Below are 18,291 nucleotides of genomic sequence, written 5' to 3'. Positions count from 1 at the left end.
TTGATTGTGCAAAAGCGAATTTTGCAATAAATTTACTTTTGCAATCTATTCTTCTAATCTACTTTTCCAATAAAGCCGCTTGCTGTTGCTTGATGGCATCGAGTCTGGCTTGTTCACGTTCAATATCCGCCCGCAGTTTTAGTAGCTGTTGTTTTAACTCATGACTTACATTGTCATCAGTATTTGCACCGTTGGTTTTCCACTCTCTGATATTGGCAATATCGGCAAACATCTCTTTGGCAGGTGCAGCGATTGTGCCTTTTAGGTTGGCTAACAGATTAGACAGTTGACTTGCCATCGGCAGACCAATCAGAGGTTGCAGTTTACCAATGATATCAGGATCAAACCCGGCAACTAATTGTTTGACTTGCATCAGCACTTTATAATCGCCCTCAATCGGCAGATTGCCTTGTGGCTCACCCATCAAATTGAGCAAATGCACAGGGTTGTCTACTTTGACCATACAATCAGGTTTGCTTACCACAGCGCTACCCTTAGGTTCAAAAACATCAACCGTCACAGGCTCAAAGCGGATATGGTCATCATTAAAAATCGTATCAAATTCAATGGCGGGCTCTGCCATCACTAGGCGCAAAACTTTACCCGATAACGGTTGTAACCCTGCTTGGGTGATGGGGTCAGTGGCAATCGCTAGATTAACCACTTTTTCAATGCCTGCGAGTAGTAATACAGTAAACATCTGATTCTCTTTTAGTATATAAATTTCAGTGAGCTATTATATTTTTCGCCATCAGTTACTTTTTAAACCCACGATGTACCGCCACGATACCGCCTGTTAAGTTGTTATAGTCACAATTGACAAAGCCTGCGTCTTCCATCATGCCTTTTAGGGTGCGTTGGTCTGGGTGCATACGGATAGACTCTGCCAAATACTGATAGCTTTCGCTGTCATTCGCTACCAATTTACCCATGAGTGGCAATGCGGTAAATGAATACAAATCATACACTTTACCAAATGGCTCAAACACAGGTTTTGAAAATTCTAAAATCAGCAAGCGCCCGCCTTTTTTGAGCACCCGATACATCGAGCGCAGTGCCGCGTCTTTGTCGGTGACGTTGCGTAGCCCAAAGCTAATTGTCACCAAATCAAAACTTTCATCATCAAATGGTGCCAGCGTCTCAGCATTGGCTAGTACAAAGTCGACATTACTACAGCCTGCATTGAGCAGACGCTCACGACCGACCTCTAGCATCGCTTCATTGATATCGGATAATACCACATGACCTGTGCGACCCACCTCTTTACTAAAGGCTTTTGCCAAGTCACCTGTGCCGCCTGCGATATCTAACACCCGTTGACCTGCACGCACGCCCGTTAGGCTTATGGCATAGCGTTTCCACAGACGATGAATACCGAGTGACATTAAATCATTCATGATGTCGTATTTTTTGGCAACAGAGGTAAACACTTCTGCTACTTTTTCTTGTTTTTCAGCTTTTTTGACGGTTTTATAGCCAAAATGGGTTTCTTCATTGCCATCGGTGGCTTCGGTATGGGGGTTGTCGATGGCTGATTTATCAAAACTGCTAGTTGATTGCGCTGATGATTTATTGGGGATAGCGTCATTTGGGGTAGCGGATGCAGGGCGAGTGAGCTGCTGACCTTGCGGCACGGATTCTGGCAAATCAGCTGTGCCAGTAAATTGACGGTTGATGGTGCTGTCAGCTGTCAGTGACTGTTGTACTTGGCTATTGAGCTTGTCATTTGCTTGGAGGCTGTCTTTTACCAAGCTGTCTTGGATTGAATGATGGTTATTGTCGTTCATGTGGTTTCCTAGTGAGGTCATCGCCAATCAAAAATTGGCAAAGTTAAAAGCGCAAAGTTCGTGCAAATTTTTTTTCTATTTTATCACTAAACATCAAAGGGATGTTCTTTGCCAGCATGCACATTGGTAATGATTTGCAATTCTTTTTCACAAAATGGCTCAATAAATGCGCCAATACTTTTAATCGGTTTGATGGCAGCAAAACCTTCAGCGATAAAGTCATATAATGGCTGAAAACCTTTTTTGTACGCTGTGCCTTTGGCAAGTGAAAATGCTTTTTGTAAGATAAATGATTTAAGATATTTGTCTGTGCGATAGCACATTTGTTTGAGGTCAGCAATCTGCTGGCGTCTGGCGGACTCTGCATTGACGGATTGATAGGCTTTAATCATGGATGGCTCATCCACGGATAAATGATTCTCTTGTAAATATTGAGCAAGCTGTAAATCAAGCTTAATAGCGTTAATCGCTTCGATGATACCGGCTGCGCCTGTGCTCACGGCATTGGCAGGGATAAATTTTTCTAATTTTTCAGCCTTTTGCACCATGCGCTCTAGCTGTTCAGCGAGCACGTTGAATTTTTCGCCCCCGTACAGTTGGTCAATTAAAAATTCCCCCATGGCTTGGTTGTTGGCGCTGGCAAATAACGCTTGGTGGGTTTTATGAATACGACCGCGTTGCCAGGCTTGTACTTCACTGAGTTTTTGCGCTAACTGGGTATCGCTGTGGTATGGAAGGGCGCGAAATTGTTTTAAATCTTGTTCTAATTGGCTTAAGCTGCTCATAGGGCCTCGATTTTTTTGCAAAATTTTTAAATTCAAAACAGAGAAACTGCAGTTTATCCATTGTATAAACCCACAGTAAAATGAAGTTTTGTGACGCATTACCTTAATGTAAATCCAGCAAAAATACAAATCGTAAATTGTTCACCGGTAGGATAACTGCTATCTTTTAAAAAAATGAAGCGGTCATTAGCAAAATTTCGGGTATTTCCCTAAGAAGGTCGTATGCCAACGCAAAATAGCAACAGTTTAGATAATAGCTTAGATAACAACTTGAATAATAATACAGCCGCGTCTGCACCCACTAATAACACTGCCAAATCTGCCAAAACCGATAACGCTCACAAAACGCCACCTGCGACGCTTGAGGCACAATTAAGTTTTGACTTAATTACCGAGCAAACCACCCTACGCGAGCAACGGGCTGGCAAAAACTCGCGCGGGTTACTAATCTTGGTGAATGGTATGGAAAATTCGGGCAAAGGCGAAGCGGTCAAAGCGCTAACCGAATGGATGGACGCACGCTATATCAAGGTTCACGCCACTATGGGACAGCATCCCAGCCGCTACCAACCTATTTGGCAACGTCACACATGGCAACTGCCTAGAAAGGGTGAGATTGCGGTGTATTTTGGCAACTGGTACGCTGACTTGATTCGTTATGTGTTTGACTGTGGCGATGATATAGATGAACAGCGCTTACAGCAAATGATTGAAGATATTGAGGCGTTTGAACAAGATTTGGTCAATAACAACACCGATATCGTCAAGTGCTTGTTTTGGGTCGATAATAAAACGCTAAAAAAACGCTTGACCGATGAAGAGCCTGACCCTGAGCAGTTGTACCATTTAGATTGGTTTCGAAAAAAAGACGTGAAACGTTTCAAACGCTTTAGCAGCAGACTGATGGGGTTACAATCAAGCTGGCACCACATAGATGGACAGGATATTGATGCCTCAAACATCCAATTTGCGAATGTTGTATTAGCAGCGCTGCAAACCATGAACCAACTAGCTGCAGCCGATGATGACCAAGACAACCGAGCAAAAACTGATAAATCGGTTCACCTTAAAACGGACGAAAATCCTGTTAAACCCAACCCGCTGCCTTTTAAACCCACCCCTCTGATTAATGAGTTGGTTAGCGTCGATAACCAAGCATTAGCAAAGGCAGATTATAAAAAACAACTACATAGCAAACAACATATACTCGCTGAACTGATTCGTGAGCGAGGTCAGCGCCATATCATCTTTGTCTTTGAAGGTATGGATGCCGCAGGCAAAGGCGGTGCGATACGCCGCATCATTGCCCCACTCGACCCGCGTGAATTTACCATCCACGCTATCTCTGCACCAACCGAAGATGAATTAAAACACGCCTATCTGTGGCGTTTTTGGACGCGCCTGCCCCATGATGAAATGGCAGATGTGGATATAGTGTATTTATCGCAAAAATTCAAACGCAATAAATGCGTCGCCTTACTTAAACAACGCCTACATAATAGCCGAGTGACCATTTTTGACCGTAGTTGGTATGGTCGGGTACTCGTTGAGCGTATTGAAGGCTTTGCAAAAGAGGCAGACTGGCAACGTGCTTATGGCGAAATCAATCGCTTTGAAAACGACTTGGTACAGAGCAATGCCATTGTGGTCAAGTTTTGGCTCGCTATCAGTGAAGAAGAAGAACTTAAACGCTTTAAGGCGCGTGAAGAGACGCCCAATAAGCAGTTTAAAATTACCGATGACGATTGGCGTAACCGCGCCAAATGGCATGAGTACGTGCAAGCCGCTTCCGACATGATTCATTTGACTCACCATAAAAAACGCCCTTGGTATGTGATTGCTACCGATGATAAATATACCGCGAGACTCAAAATCCTTGATGCTATTATTTCCGAGCTATCGAAAAATTTATAACGGGTTATCTAAAAATTTATAAATTGTTAACAGTCTGCCTTTTTACTATTTTGCTATATCTTAAAACTGTCTACCCAACTTGATGAAAGATAATGATTTTGGTGGACAGTTCCCCTATAATATCGTGTTTGATTTGATTATTTAGCCTGATTAGTGATTCTTAATAAATCCATCTAAACTGCAAGTGAGCAATATGGAATCTTTACGCAATTTTTTAAAAGGTTGGATGGGCAAAGCCTTGCTCGTTCTTTTTTTACTTCCTTTAGCCATCACGGGGTTTGAGTCAATTGTCCGTAGCGGAGATGACCCCAATGCTGTCGCCAAAGTTGCAGAGTTAAATATTGATAATGCTACCTTGCAAACCATGATTAACAATCGCCGCGAAACCTTGCTAGAGCAAGTGAACGGCGATGCAAGCCTACTTAATAGCGATAAATTACGTGAGCAAATGCTGCACAATTTGATTGACCGTTATTTGATTATCAACCAAGCCAACCAGCTTGGTTTTACTGTGTCAGATGCTACCATCACCCAAATGTTGATGGCAGAAAAAACCTTTCAAGATGCCAGCGGAAAATTTTCTAACGAGTTGTTTGCTAGCTATTTAACCAGTCGCGGCATGACCAAAGAACAATTATTTGATTCGGTCCGTCAAGACTTGTTGGTAACTGCCTTTAGCCGCGGTATCATTAATACAGGGATTTTTGCGCAAGGGAGCATTGATAAACTTATGTCAATGCAGTCTGAGTCTCGCCCTGTGCAAGTGCTACGTTTGGACTGGCACAGCTTTGCGCCGCAGGTGCAAGTGACACCGCAAGAGATTGCAAGTTATTATCAAAAAAACCAAGCGACACTTAAATCTAGTGAGATGGTGGATTTAACTTATCTAGAACTCAATAAAAATGCCCTGCCTGTTGCTGCCCCAACAGCTCAGGAATTGCAGCAACAGTATCAAACCTATTTGAAAAATAGCAACAACCAGACCGAATACGAATTGGCAATGATTTTGATGAATGGCGCTCAAGCACAAGCCACCTTAACCTCATTAAAAAGCAAACTTGATGCCAACCAAGCGGATTTTGCGGCACTTGCCAAACAGTACTCGCAAGATGAAGGCAGTAAAAACGATGGCGGTAATATCGGTCCAATTACCCAATCGATGTTCCCCAATGATTATGATTCCATCATGACCCAAATCAAGACTCTAAAAGTCGGTCAAGTCACCAGCCCCATCAAAACCAACTATGGCTATCATTTATTCAAATTGATAAAAATCAATGGTCAAACTCCACCAACCATTGAAAGCTTGACGCCTGTGTTAACCGAACAAATTATGGCGCAAAAGCGTGAAGCCGCCTATCAAGATTTGATTGGTAAAATCAACAATGACGCAGTTGCTGGCGCTACTATCACCGAGCTTGCCAATCGCTATAAATTAACCGCGAAATCGATTAAAAACTACCCTAAAACCAATAACTCGTCTGCTCTCAATCAACCTGCCATTGTAGCGGCAGCATTTGAGCCACTGGCGCTGCAAGAAGGCAGTGTGTCAGTCGGCATAGATGTCTCTGATAAAGTGGTATGGTTACAATCAACCAATCACCGCACCAGCAAACTCATGACACAAGCCGAAGCCGAGCCGGTTATTAAAGCCAAACTTATTGAAGAAAAAGCAAAAAGTTTAGCCGTGGCAGAGGCCAATGCCATCGCTGCCAAAGTCAAACAAGCCAATTCAATTGCGGCGGCGGGTGCCCCATTCCAAGATTTGGGGATTGTGACTCGTCAAGACAGCAAACTCAGCGATGACGAGCGTGGTGTGGCATTTAGTCAACCTGCTGTTAACAATCAACTAGCGGTCATGACGCGGCCTACTGTATCGGGTGCGAGTGTGATTGTTGGTGGTGTTATCACCAATGATAACGCGCAAATCACACCGCAAGTCAAACAACAGACTGCCCAAATCGTGCGCGAAAATATCGGTCAGTCTCAGTTTGAGGATTATTTAGCATACCTAAAATCCATCACTGAGGTTACGGTTAAACCGCAGACTGCTGCGCCATAATATGCTGTGAATACATATGCGCTGAATGAGTCAGCGCCTTGCTCTAGCAATAACGAGTGTTTAGCGATACGTAGCGCCATTAAAAAAGGCTTACTAACCATGATTAGTAAGCCTTTTTTTATTGGTTGGTATTAATGATTTTCAGAGGCGTGATTGATGGTATATTTTGGAATTTCAATCGTCAAATCTTGATCTTCAATGATAACTTGGCAAGACAGTCTTGAATCTGGCTCTAGCCCCCAAGCACGATCCAGCAAATCAGCTTCGATATCGTCCATTTCTTCCAAGCTATTAAACCCTTTTCGCACGATAACATGGCAAGTAGTACAAGCTTTTGACATATCACAAGCATGCTCAATTTTCACGCCTTTTTCTAGCAAACCACGGCATAGATTATCGCCTTCATTGAGTTCAATCTCTGCGCCAGTAGGGCAAATTTGGTGATGCGGTAATACAGTAATTTTTGGCATAGCAATCTCTTAACGATTAATAGTCTTATGTATTCAAAATTAATTTGACCAATCCGCGGTTGAAGTGCCTTTCATGGTTTCATTGACCGCTTGGTTCATGATAAGTGCAGCAAAATCATCACTATGAACTTTTAGCTGCGCGCTCGCTGTTTCTAGCTGGGCTTGTTCAGCACCATCAATCGCCTGTTGAACATCAGCCATTGAGGCTTGCAGCGTATTTTTCTGCTCATCGCTTAACAAAAAGCCAAATTCTGCAAGCGCGGATGCTAGCGCCAATAATTCTCGTTTTGCTTCTACTCGACTTTCAATCAAGCTACGCTGCAATCGATCTTGCATGGCAAAATCAAAGCCTGCTTTGAGCAGTTTTTCCTGCTCATCTTCTGACAATCCATAAGACGGCTTGACTTGAATTTGGCTTGCTTTGCCCGTTGTCAACTCTTTAGCCCAGACGGTTAACTGACCATTGGCATCAATTTGAAAAGTGACTTCGATACGCGCCAACCCTGCTTTCATCGCTGGAATATCAGTCAGTTTAAACTGCCCTAACGAGCGGTTGTCAGCCACTGTATCGCGTTCACCTTGTACCACATGGATAATCATACCATTTTGGTTATCTTGATAGGTTGTAAATACCTGTTTGCGCGTCACAGGAATGGGCGTGTTACGCGGAATAATCACTTCGGTAAGACCACCCATGGTCTCAAGCCCCAAGGATAAAGGCGTGACATCAAGCAGCAACACCGTATTTTGCTGTTGTCCGATTAATTGGTCGGCATATTTGGCTGCGCCCAACGCAACGACTTCATCGGGATTGATGCGTGACAGTGGCGGCTGATTAAACGTTTCTGCTACGATTTGCTGAATCAATGGCATTCGTGTCGAACCACCTACCAACACCACTTCATCAAGCTGGGACGTTTCAAGTCCAGCATCACGTAGCACTTGCGCACACACCGCTAATGTACGGTCGGTCACAGGCTGGATGATTTGACGAAGATTGCTTTGGGTTAACACAATGTCAAAAGTTTGACCGTTGATTGAAAGCTCGGCAGTCACTTGGTCTGTTTTTGACAACTGTTCTTTAAGCGTGCGAGCCTGTACGTTTAGCAGCTGTTTTTGATGGTTATCAATGGTTGATGGATTCAAGCCTGTTTGTTGAATCAGCCAATTAGCAATCAGGCGGTCAATATCATCGCCACCCAGTGCGCTATTACCGCCCGTTGCCAGCACTTCATACACACCGTGATTGAGCTTTAACACTGATACATCAAACGTGCCCCCACCCAAATCATAAATGAGATGATAAGCTTCGTCTTGTGCTTGGTTCAGCCCATACGCCATCGCGGCGGCAGTCGGCTCGTTTAATAAGCGAATCACATGAATGCCTGCCAATTTAGCCGCATCCTTAGTCGCTTGGCGCTGTGCTTCATCAAAATAAGCCGGCACCGTAATCACCGCACCCACAATACTATTGTCAGGTAACGCCAATTTTGCCCGATCATACAGATGTTTTAACAGGATACTTGATACTTCAACAGGATTTTTGGCACCTTGTGGGGTTTGGATACTTGGCATGACGTCGACATCGCCGACTAATTCATAGGGATGATTAAACTTAATATCCTTGATGCTTCGACCCATAAACCGTTTGACCGAGCGTACAGTGTAGCTTGGCGCTTGCTCTGCCATTGCTTCCGCTTGACTACCTACCAAAGTTTCTGGATTGCCATTGTCATCTAAGCCAAAATACACCACCGAGGGTAAAAGCTTTTGGCAATCGATACCTTTTACCTGATTAGCAATTTGACTGTCGTCATTGGCGTTATTGTCACTGGATTGACATTCGCTAACTTTATCGCCAATCACTTGTGGCTCGCCTGAACGGACTACCGCTACAATTGAACGCGTGGTTCCTAAATCAATTCCTAAAGCAAAACGATGCGCATGGGGCTTGGCACTTTGATTGGGTTCAGCGATTTGTAATAACGACATATATTGGACCAATTAACAAATAGAAAAAATAATTTGAAGATAAAACTAGCTTAGTTTATATCTTTAGCTTAGGTTATATCTTTATAGAAAGTCAAAACGGATGGTATTATAAATTAAAAATATGATAAACCAAATAAATTAACCAACGCTATGACGACTTACCCTTCAATCATGATTTACACGTACAGATCGTCATCATTATCAAAATTTTGCTTGGCTAATTCATCGGTGGTTTTTGCCACATCTGCTTGCAGTTTAACCAAAAACTGCAGTTTTTGAATGATATCTATCGCCTGTTTGGTTAAGGCATCATCATTAGCCTCAGCTGCAGCTGAATTATCAATTTTTTGGTAAACTTCGTCAAAGGCAAGTTGATAATTATTTAGCCACTCGGTAAGTTTTTTGCTAAGTAGCGTAATACTTTGGCTATCAGCATCGTCTAAATCGATACGAAATGACATGGCATCGTCTAAAAAGTCCAAATCACGAATCGGCTGATTAATAGATTGCGAAATGCCTTTGAGTGCCAATAAATGTGACGCGCGAGAATCAGGGTTTTTAAGCGTATTGTAGGCTTCGTTAATAATCGCAGACGCTTGCTCAGGCTTTAGTGCGGATAATTTGGCGACTGATTCACGCAAAAAACCATCCGTATTAGCAGATAGCGAAAGGTGTTGCTCAGCTACAGACGCATCAAGATTATTATCAGGATGGAACTTAGATTGAAGTTGGCGAAGGGTCTGCTGAAGCTTGGCTATATCAATTTGATAGTGTTGGGGTACATTCATCAACTCAAAATAATTAACCATTTTCAATTTCCCCTACCGAGCCATCACTATACTGACAAAAAATATTAAAAACTAAACGGTGAAAGATTCACCACAGCCACACTCACCTTTTTGGTTTGGATTACTAAATTTAAAGCCTTCATTGAGACCTTCTTTGACAAAATCCATTTTCAAACCATTAAGATAAACTAAGCTTTTTGGATCGACAAATACACTAACCCCATTACTTTCAAAACGTTGATCGTTAGGGTCTGGCTCATCAACAAATTCCAGTACATACGCTAAGCCGGAACAACCTGCGGTACGGATACCTACGCGGATACCTTCGCCATGACCACGGTTTTGCAAAAACTCTCGTACATGTTGAGCTGCATCGTTTGATAATTCAATCACTTTACTACCCCATCTATTCATTTCAATCTTCAAGCTAGTCACTTCGAGCGACTCACACAGTCTTATTGAGGATGAATCAATAAGACTGTGACAATCGTGAAATCAATCAAGCTTCAGCTTTGGATTTATAATCTTCAATCGCTGCTTTAATGGCATCTTCTGCCAACACTGAGCAGTGCACTTTAACCGGTGGCAATGCCAGCTCTTCAGCGATATCTTTGTTTTTAATCGTGCTAGCTTCATCCAGGGTTTTGCCTTTAAGCCATTCTGTGACCAATGAGCTTGAGGCAATGGCTGAACCACAACCATAGGTTTTAAAGCGCGCATCTTCAATGATACCGTTATCACCCACTTGGATTTGCAAGCGCATCACATCACCACACGCTGGCGCGCCAACCATACCAGTACCGACATTTTTGGCATCTTTATCTAAGTTTCCCACATTACGTGGATTTTCATAATGGTCAAGCACTTTATCACTGTAGGCCATTTCATTTTCCTTTTGGCTGGTTACGTCAAACGTAACTGACTAATCTTTACTTATTAAATTGAATAAATTTTTAATGGAAATTAATTTTTAATACAAATTAATGTTCGTTCCATTCCACACTATTTAAATCAACGCCTTCTTGGTACATGTCCCAAAGCGGTGATAAAGCACGTAATTTTTCAACCGCAGTTCGCATCTCAGCAATCGCATGGTCAACATCTTCTTCGGTCGTATAGCGACCCAAACTAAAACGAATTGAACTGTGAGCGAGCTCATCTGACAATCCAAGCGCGCGTAATACATATGAAGGCTCAAGCGTCGCTGACGTACAAGCAGAACCCGACGACACGGCAAAATCTTTCAATGACATCATCAAGGATTCGCCTTCTACAAAGTTAAAGCTGATGTTGACGATATTTGGAATGCTGTGATTCATATCACCATTAAGATAAATTTCATCAAGCTCTTTTAAGCCATCCCACAGACGTTGACGCAGTTTTGTCAGTCTGGCTTCATCTTCTGCCATACGTTTGCCCGCAATGGCAAACGCTTCACCCATCCCCACAATCTGATGCGTTGCCAAAGTACCTGAACGCATACCACGCTCATGACCACCACCTTGCATTTGTGATTTTAGACGCACACGTGGTTTACGGCGAACATATAAAGCACCGATACCTTTAGGACCATAAATTTTATGGGCAGAAAAACTCATCAAATCAACTTTTAATTGCTCTAAATCAATCGGGGTTTTACCGGCTGCCTGCGCCGCATCGACATGAAAAATAATACCTTTTTCACGGGTGATTTCACCAATCGCTGCGACATCTGTTAACGTGCCAAGTTCATTGTTCACCATCATTAGGCTTACTAAAATAGTATCTTCACGAATAGCCTCTTTAACTTGGTCAACCGTGATCAGACCTGTCTTTGGCTGTGGATCTAGATAGGTAATTTCAAAACCTTCTGTTTCTAATTCACGGCAGACGTCTAGCACGGCTTTATGTTCAATTTTACTGGTAATAATGTGTTTGCCTTTACCACTATAAAATTGCGCCGCACCTTTAATCGCCAAATTGTCTGACTCAGTAGCCCCTGAAGTAAAGACAATTTCACGTGAATCGGCGTTGATTAATTCTGCGATTTGCTCACGGGCAGTTTCAACCGCTTCTTCCGCTTGCCAACCAAACCCGTGTGAACGCGAGGCAGGATTACCAAACACGCCATCAAAAGTCATGTACTTCATCATCTTTTGGGCGACTTGCTCATCAATTGGTGTGGTCGCGGCATAATCTAAATAGACTAATTTATTCATGCTAACAAATTCTCCCCAGAATTTTGTTTTAAGGTTTTGCTGTTATCAGCTAATGAATGATTATTACTAATATTACTAACTTTAGTGGTGCTATGCTTTGCCCGTTGTAATACGGGTGCTTCTGTCATTGGGTTTGCCGCAGACTGATTTTTATCCTGCATGTCTTCAACCATCAAAATTTGACGCTCAGAAATTTCACGGATAATTTGACGATTAATAAGTGTATCTAGTGTCACGGTGGACAAATAGTTTTCAATTTGCTCAGACAATCCATTCCATAAATCATGGGTTAAACACATGGCGCCGTCTTGGCAGTTGCCTTTGCCTTCGCAAGCTCTAGCATCCACCGACTCATCAACCGCTGAAATAATGGTCATAATCGAGATTTCATTGATGGGTTTGGCAATATGGTAACCGCCTGACGCACCGCGAGTGCTCACGACTAACCCTTTTTTACGCAGCTTTGAAAACAACTGCTCAAGATAAGAAATAGAAATCTCTTGACGTTTTGCGATATCAGACAATGACACAGCCAATTCATGTTTTTGCTCTTGCAATGCCAAATCTAGCAGCGCCGTCACTGCATAGCGTCCTCGGGTTGTCAATCGCATAGTAGCCCCACTTAAGTTAAAAATTTAAATCCGTTCAAGCACAGTAAGCTGTGAAAACACGTTTTATGGTTGGTATGGCTATTATATGAAAATCCGAGTCTTTTAGTCAAGATTAATTCTTACTAAAACACTCGGATTTATTTATTTCTCGGATTTATTTACTCAATGATAAGCGATTTTTTATCAAAGCAATTTTTTATCAAAGTAATATAGGAGAATGGGTGTTATTTTACTACCCAACCAATCGCACAAATGATGAATAATACAAAAAATGCGATTGCCGCGCGTTTCATCCATTTATTTTTACTGTTTAATTCTAAAATTTGTGCTTCAAGCACTGTTTTTTGTAGATTTGCGGCGTTGACTTGGCTATTGAGTGCCTCGACTTGTTGTTTATAGTCAGCATCGGTTTTGATAGGTTTTTTGACTTTTTGCTTGTCTTTATCGCCTTTGACTGCTTTTGTGATGACTTGTAATAGCTGATTGATACCAATTTGATGTAAAAAAGCCTTCACCTCTGCCATCTTTTGTGCTTCGCCGCGGATTTGTAGCTGCTCGATGGCTTTGGGCTGGTTGGTAAATAAATTCTGGGCGATTTGCCAAGTAAAGCCATTGATGGTCACATCGACCTGCTGAGAAGGCTGTAATTGACTGTCTAACAAAATGCCGTTAACGGTAAAAGTCACATAAAAAGTGACGTTTGGGATATAAGCGTGAATACGAACGACAGTATTGGTCGTGGCTAAAGGATAAACAGTCTTACGAAGATCTGCATCAAAACGTAGCAACAGGGTCAGCAAGGTTTCAATAATCACTAATACCACATTGAGCGCTGTCGTGGCTATATTGCTTGGGGCATTGGTCGAAGTTTGAAAATTATCGTTCATTAAATTTCCACAAAATTAATCAAATATGGGTTTTGTAATTTGTCGATAGTGTAACTTTAAAAGGGTATTAATAACATTAATTATTGTAAGTCTGGTACAAAACACTGTCAGGCGCTGAGTATTAGTCAAGAAATCATTGCGAGATTGATTTTTAGCCACTTTTATTCACTATAGCTGTATATATCAATTTTTAGCGGTTTTTGTTGAAATAAAATGTTATCGTTTGGTGTGCCAACCGCTATATTTTGCAAAAACACGTTAATCAATGCTTAATTGCACAGAAATTATGCTTAAACTGCTTGTGAAGCCGTTGGAGTTTACTTATAATCGAATCATAATTACTTATGCAGCACTTGATACTTAAGGCTTTGAGCCTAATTAATTGCCAAGCGTGTGCTTTGTATATATAACGTTTATTTTCATCCCTAAAAATTTGAAGGATATTCTTATGAATAAGTCAGAATTAGTTGATAGCATTGCTAAAAAAAGTGGCCTTTCTAAAGCCCAATCAACTGAAGCATTAAATGCCTTTATCGCAACAATTGGCGAAGCGATGAAAGCCAATGATACCGTGTCATTAGTTGGCTTTGGTACGTTTAGTGTCAAAGAACGCCAAGCACGTACTGGCCGTAACCCACAAACTAAAGAAGAAATCCAAATCCCAGCAAGCAAAGTCCCAAGCTTTAAAGCAGGCAAAAGTTTAAAAGATATCGTTAACTAATTAACACTTATCTCTTTATAGCTAAAAAAGCGTATTTTTAATTAAATACGCTTTTTTATTGCCTTATAATTTCCTTACTAAGTATAAAAACTGAGTAAAAACTTAAGTAAAAAACCACTATTTTTACATAGTGGTTTTTTATTTTATAAACTATAGTTAACCTATCTTGGCACCGTAATGATTTGACCCACTTTTAGCGACGCCGTTGGTGACAAGTTATTTAAACTAGCCAGTTCTTTAGGGCTGATGCCAAAGCGTCCCGCCAAAGAAATTAAGCCTTCGCCTGCTTTAACTTTATAGGTTGTTGTGGTTTTCGGGATTTTGATGTTTTGACCAATCAATAACGACTCATTACCTTTTAAATTATTTAAGGCGGCAAGTTCGCTTTTGGAAACGCCATATTTTGCACTCAAGTTTGTCAGGCTATCACCAGATTTTACTTGGTAGCTTTGCGTATCACCACGGCTATATTTGCTTACTGGTTTTGACGCTGGCTTGTTATCATCCTCTGATTGGGTATCTTTGGCTGTTTTGGTCTCTTTTTTTGTTTCTTTTTTGCTCTCTGGTTTTGCAGAGTCCTGCTTGCTCATCGGTTCGCGGGTCGCTGTCACGCTAGCCACCGTACCCAATCCTGCCTGAGGAATAACCAGTTTTTGCCCTTGAATTAAATTTGCCGTCGGTTTTAGATAATTGGCTTTGGCTAAAGCTGCTACCGTTAAATCAAAGTTATTGGCGACGCTACCTAAGCTATCACCTGGGCGTACCGTGTAGTTAATCGATTTGCCAGCTAGCGCATATTTGACCTTTTCAACTGTGACAGGCACGATGATGACTTGCCCTTTTTGCACCCGATAATTGGTGTTAAAACCATTGATATCGGCAATGTCTTTGGGCGATACGGATAATCGATCAGCGATACCCGACAAGGTATCACCCGTCTGAACCGTATATCGACTTGATACCGGTTGAACTTCGGCTCTAGTAGGAGCAGGCTTTTGCGCTCCGGGCTGTGCCACGGTCGGCTTCGGCATTTTGTCTGGAATTAACCACAAGTTTTGATTGGTACGCACTTGATAAGTTACAGGCAAATTATTGAATTTTGCTAACTCACTGACATTTAAATCAAACTTGTCGGCGATGCCTGTCAAGGTATCCCCCGCTTGCACGATATAGCTATTGGCTTTACGTTTTGGCGCTTCCGCTACTTTGGGTTCGATAGGCTTGGCGTTGTATAAGTAAAGTGTTGAACCTGCTAGCAAGGCGGCATTTGGATCAATTTGGTTCCATTCAGCGATATCTCGCCAATTTACGCCCATGCGGCTGGCGATATTTGCCAAGGTGTCGCCAGCTTTGACTTGATAGGTGCTACGTGTGCCGCTCGAACGTTTTTTAGCAGCCGGTTTGCTAACTGTGGCAGGTTTGCTCGTGGTTGCTTGCGCCGTGCTTGGTGCTTTGCCATTTAAACTCGATGATTGGGTAATTTTGACCTCTTTTGGCAACACCACGGGTGGTTCTTCGTAAGTGAGTTTTTTGGTCTCACCTTTGGCTTCTAGCACAGATTGCTGGGTTTGAATGGCATTGAGCTTGATATTACCATCTGTAGGGTTAATCGCTTGCTCTACTTGTGGTGCGGTTTGTTCGATTTCTTTAGCAATCAAGTTACGCTCTTGATTGGATAAAGGCGGTTCTTGCACAACGGTGTTATTGGCAGTGACAATCGCTGAAGTCGTTGGTAGTGTATTGCTAGACTGCATTTCAGCGGTCACTATTTTTTGCTCGGTGGCGGTGATCGGCGGTTCTTTGATTACCGTATTACGGCTTTGGATACTTGGCGTACTAGGAATGGGGGCGATATAAGTCGTGGTTTGGTTTTTAACCATACTAGTTGCCATCGCCGCCAAGTCGCTGCTAGAGGATGGCAAGGTAACTTTTTCTTTTTTGCTATAGGCTTGTTGGGCGGCAGTGAGCGAATCACCTTGACTTGCGGTTGTGGTTCTAGTTTGGTTGCCAAAGTTTGTCGGCGGTGTGTTATAAGTAGACGTAGTAGTTTTAGGGGTGACATAACTATTGTTTGCCAAATAACCTTGCTGACTCATATAACCATTACCCCGTAACTGGGTGATTTTACGGTCAATTGATTCATTGAGATCATTGGGAATCAGAATACGGCTTGGGCCTGACATATCTACCGTACCTGCAATTAACGCAGGATTTAGGGCACGCAGTTCATCGTAGCTTACGCCTGTCAAACTACTAATTTCATACAAGCTCACGCCAACATTGGCAGGAACACTTCTAAAATGTTGACGGTTCGCAATTGCGGGTAAATACACATTGTAGGTACTCGGATTTTTGACAATTTGCGCCACTGCCAAAAACCGAGGGACATAGTTCATCGTTTCAGTAGGTAATTTGAGCGACCAATAATCCGTGGGTAGCCCGCGCGCGGCATTGTAATTAATCGCAGATTGGACACGGCCTGGACCGGCATTGTACGATGCCAATGCCAACTCCCAACTACCAAACTGGTTATACAAGGCGGTCAAAAAGTCATAAGCAGCACGGGTTGACTCAATCACATCACGGCGACCATCAAAGGTGCTGGTTTGATTCAACCCATAAATACGACCTGTACTTGGAATAAACTGCCATAACCCTGCAGCAGATGCGTTACTGTTGGCATTGGGGTCATAAGAGCTTTCAATCACAGGCAATAATGCCAGTTCCGTTGGAATATTGCGACGCTCAGCTTCGCGCACTGTGTAGTATAAATAGCGGCTAGCACGCGCTGTTAAGCGGTTTAGATAGTCTTGACGACTAATAAACCAACTTTTCTGCGCTTCAATACGCGGATCGTACACATTCGAGTTCATACGAAAATTGACGCGCAGTCTATCCCACAGATTACCATAGCGCTGAACCAACAAAGCGTTATTCTCTACCATAGTCATGTCGGTGGCTTCAAGCAGCCCTTCCAGTTCATCCAAACTATCCATATCCAGTAGGGCTGCATTTTCTTGCGCGCTACGCACCGTGCTTTTGCTGTGACTGGATGATCCAATCATGGGTTTACCCGCTGGACTGGTGGTGCTGGTTGGCGCACTGCTACAGGCTGCCAAAATAATAGAGGAAATAGCTAAACTTAACGGTTTGATAGTTTTTTTTGATGAATGGCTTATCGAAAGCAACATGATAATTCCTAGCTCTTTTTTGCAATTTAGATGTAGGACATATACCCATCCCATAGCGTAAAACTATGGAAGAATATAAGCTAAAATTTGACATTATAAATAAAAAAACGGCTGTGATTTCAAGCCAGTGAAATTAAATATTGGCTGAAATTATACTAGAATCCATAAAAAAAGTGGCACAAAACTTTTGTACCACCCTGTTTAACACCACTTTTAATACCACTAAATTAATGCTTTTCAATCACAAGTTGGCTAATCGCCCTGGACAATAACACTGAGTTACCGCTTTCAGCGAAGGTAATACGTGAAGTTGTTACTAAACGTGTCGTTACGTTATTTTCGACGATAACTTCTGTTGTTATCGCATCTGCTTTGGCATGGTTACCGCTAGATACCACATTGTTTAATTGTATATCATAGCCATATCGCGTTGCTTTTGACCAGTTGTTTTGCAGCAGGTTTAGATAATTGCTTTTATTTAAGGTCGTGGTTTTTCCTTTACGCGACACAGATATCAACGCATCATCTGCTACTAGGCTTGCAACGCGCGAAATACTTTTGGCATTTGCTGCAGCCGCCATCGCAGTACCGTAATTCTCGATATCACGCTGGGTAATTTCAGCATTTGCCAGCGTTGGGACGGTTAACGAAGTCGCGATGACTACACCTAGCCATAGTTTTGACCTTACCTGCTTTCGGATTTTATCAATCGGTTGAAAATTTAACGTGATAGTCATGAGATTTTCCTTCAATTGGTAACACCCAATTGTTTGACCCTAAAAGAAATAATTTGTTACAACTAAGCATAGCATAACCATTAACTTTATTGTTACTTCATTGTTAATAATCAAGCATAAAATAGTGAAAGACACTGATAAAAATTTT

The 18,291-nt window shown here is 42.2% G+C and carries 15 protein-coding genes and 1 pseudogene; 3 read left to right on the top strand and 13 right to left on the bottom strand.

Translation table 11 applies throughout. The features are described 5' to 3' along the window. Nucleotides 1-58: 58 nt before the first annotated feature. The 3 genes from H9W84_RS05690 to H9W84_RS05680 form a co-directional block, all read right to left on the bottom strand. The gene (locus tag H9W84_RS05690; RefSeq protein ID WP_239742265.1) at nt 59-700 is read right to left on the bottom strand and encodes a ubiquinone biosynthesis accessory factor UbiJ; all 642 of its coding nucleotides are present in this window, start codon (nt 698-700) and stop codon (nt 59-61) included. Between the two features lie 55 nt (nt 701-755). Continuing rightward, nucleotides 756-1,787, bottom strand: a complete 1,032-nt coding sequence (gene ubiE / locus H9W84_RS05685) for a bifunctional demethylmenaquinone methyltransferase/2-methoxy-6-polyprenyl-1,4-benzoquinol methylase UbiE (protein ID WP_239742263.1) — start codon at nt 1,785-1,787, stop codon at nt 756-758. A gap of 86 nt (nt 1,788-1,873) precedes the next feature. Then, entirely contained in the window at nt 1,874-2,572 is a 699-nt protein-coding gene (locus H9W84_RS05680) for a DUF8198 family protein (protein WP_007116680.1), read from the bottom strand. Between the two features lie 222 nt (nt 2,573-2,794). Between H9W84_RS05680 and H9W84_RS05675 the strand changes: the two genes are divergently transcribed. Together H9W84_RS05675 and H9W84_RS05670 are read left to right on the top strand one after the other, a co-directional pair. Continuing rightward, nucleotides 2,795-4,486, top strand: a complete 1,692-nt coding sequence (locus H9W84_RS05675) for an ATPase (protein WP_239742261.1) — start codon at nt 2,795-2,797, stop codon at nt 4,484-4,486. A gap of 193 nt (nt 4,487-4,679) precedes the next feature. After that, nucleotides 4,680-6,548: a SurA N-terminal domain-containing protein gene (locus tag H9W84_RS05670; protein ID WP_239742259.1), complete on the top strand. Its 1,869-nt coding sequence runs from the start codon at nt 4,680-4,682 to the stop codon at nt 6,546-6,548. Between the two features lie 131 nt (nt 6,549-6,679). On the opposite strand, the gene fdx is transcribed toward H9W84_RS05670, so the two are convergent. The 8 genes and pseudogenes from fdx to H9W84_RS05630 form a co-directional block, all read right to left on the bottom strand. Further along, nucleotides 6,680-7,018 (bottom strand): ISC system 2Fe-2S type ferredoxin, encoded by a 339-nt coding sequence (gene fdx / locus H9W84_RS05665; RefSeq protein WP_036597564.1) that lies wholly within the window; start codon nt 7,016-7,018, stop codon nt 6,680-6,682. A gap of 39 nt (nt 7,019-7,057) precedes the next feature. Continuing rightward, nucleotides 7,058-9,010 carry a Fe-S protein assembly chaperone HscA gene (gene hscA, locus H9W84_RS05660; RefSeq protein ID WP_239742256.1) on the bottom strand — a complete coding sequence of 651 codons (1,953 nt, stop codon included), beginning with the start codon at nt 9,008-9,010 and terminating at the stop codon, nt 7,058-7,060. Between the two features lie 176 nt (nt 9,011-9,186). Next, nucleotides 9,187-9,819, bottom strand: coding sequence for a Fe-S protein assembly co-chaperone HscB (locus H9W84_RS05655; RefSeq protein WP_239742255.1), 633 nt, complete (start codon nt 9,817-9,819; stop codon nt 9,187-9,189). 51 nt (nt 9,820-9,870) lie between these two features. After that, entirely contained in the window at nt 9,871-10,212 is a 342-nt protein-coding gene (iscA, locus tag H9W84_RS05650; protein ID WP_239742253.1) for an iron-sulfur cluster assembly protein IscA, read from the bottom strand. Nucleotides 10,213-10,297: 85 nt separating this feature from the next. Then, nucleotides 10,298-10,681, bottom strand: coding sequence for a Fe-S cluster assembly scaffold IscU (gene iscU / locus H9W84_RS05645; RefSeq protein WP_100269949.1), 384 nt, complete (start codon nt 10,679-10,681; stop codon nt 10,298-10,300). A gap of 97 nt (nt 10,682-10,778) precedes the next feature. After that, nucleotides 10,779-11,996, bottom strand: a complete 1,218-nt coding sequence (locus tag H9W84_RS05640) for an IscS subfamily cysteine desulfurase (protein WP_239742252.1) — start codon at nt 11,994-11,996, stop codon at nt 10,779-10,781. A 179-nt stretch (nt 11,997-12,175) separates the two neighbouring features. Continuing rightward, nucleotides 12,176-12,607, bottom strand: a pseudogene (locus H9W84_RS05635) (Rrf2 family transcriptional regulator); the annotation flags it as partial. A 224-nt stretch (nt 12,608-12,831) separates the two neighbouring features. After that, nucleotides 12,832-13,494, bottom strand: a complete 663-nt coding sequence (locus H9W84_RS05630) for a hypothetical protein (RefSeq protein WP_239742250.1) — start codon at nt 13,492-13,494, stop codon at nt 12,832-12,834. 448 nt (nt 13,495-13,942) lie between these two features. Between H9W84_RS05630 and H9W84_RS05625 the strand changes: the two genes are divergently transcribed. Next, complete coding sequence (locus H9W84_RS05625) at nt 13,943-14,215, top strand: HU family DNA-binding protein (RefSeq protein ID WP_099808014.1); 273 nt, start codon at nt 13,943-13,945, stop codon at nt 14,213-14,215. A gap of 161 nt (nt 14,216-14,376) precedes the next feature. On the opposite strand, the gene H9W84_RS05620 is transcribed toward H9W84_RS05625, so the two are convergent. Continuing rightward, nucleotides 14,377-17,406 (bottom strand): LysM peptidoglycan-binding domain-containing protein, encoded by a 3,030-nt coding sequence (locus H9W84_RS05620; protein ID WP_239742248.1) that lies wholly within the window; start codon nt 17,404-17,406, stop codon nt 14,377-14,379. A 227-nt stretch (nt 17,407-17,633) separates the two neighbouring features. Continuing rightward, a complete protein-coding gene (locus H9W84_RS05615; protein ID WP_076776141.1) occupies nt 17,634-18,143 on the bottom strand; it encodes a hypothetical protein in 510 nt (169 codons plus the stop codon). Nucleotides 18,144-18,291 lie beyond the last annotated feature (148 nt).

This window comes from Moraxella tetraodonis, from assembly GCF_022359095.1.
GTDB classification, from domain to species: Bacteria; Pseudomonadota; Gammaproteobacteria; order Pseudomonadales; family Moraxellaceae; genus Faucicola; species Faucicola tetraodonis.
Note: the sequence above shows the minus strand (reverse complement) of the source record. Positions and strands in the feature narration are given on the sequence as shown.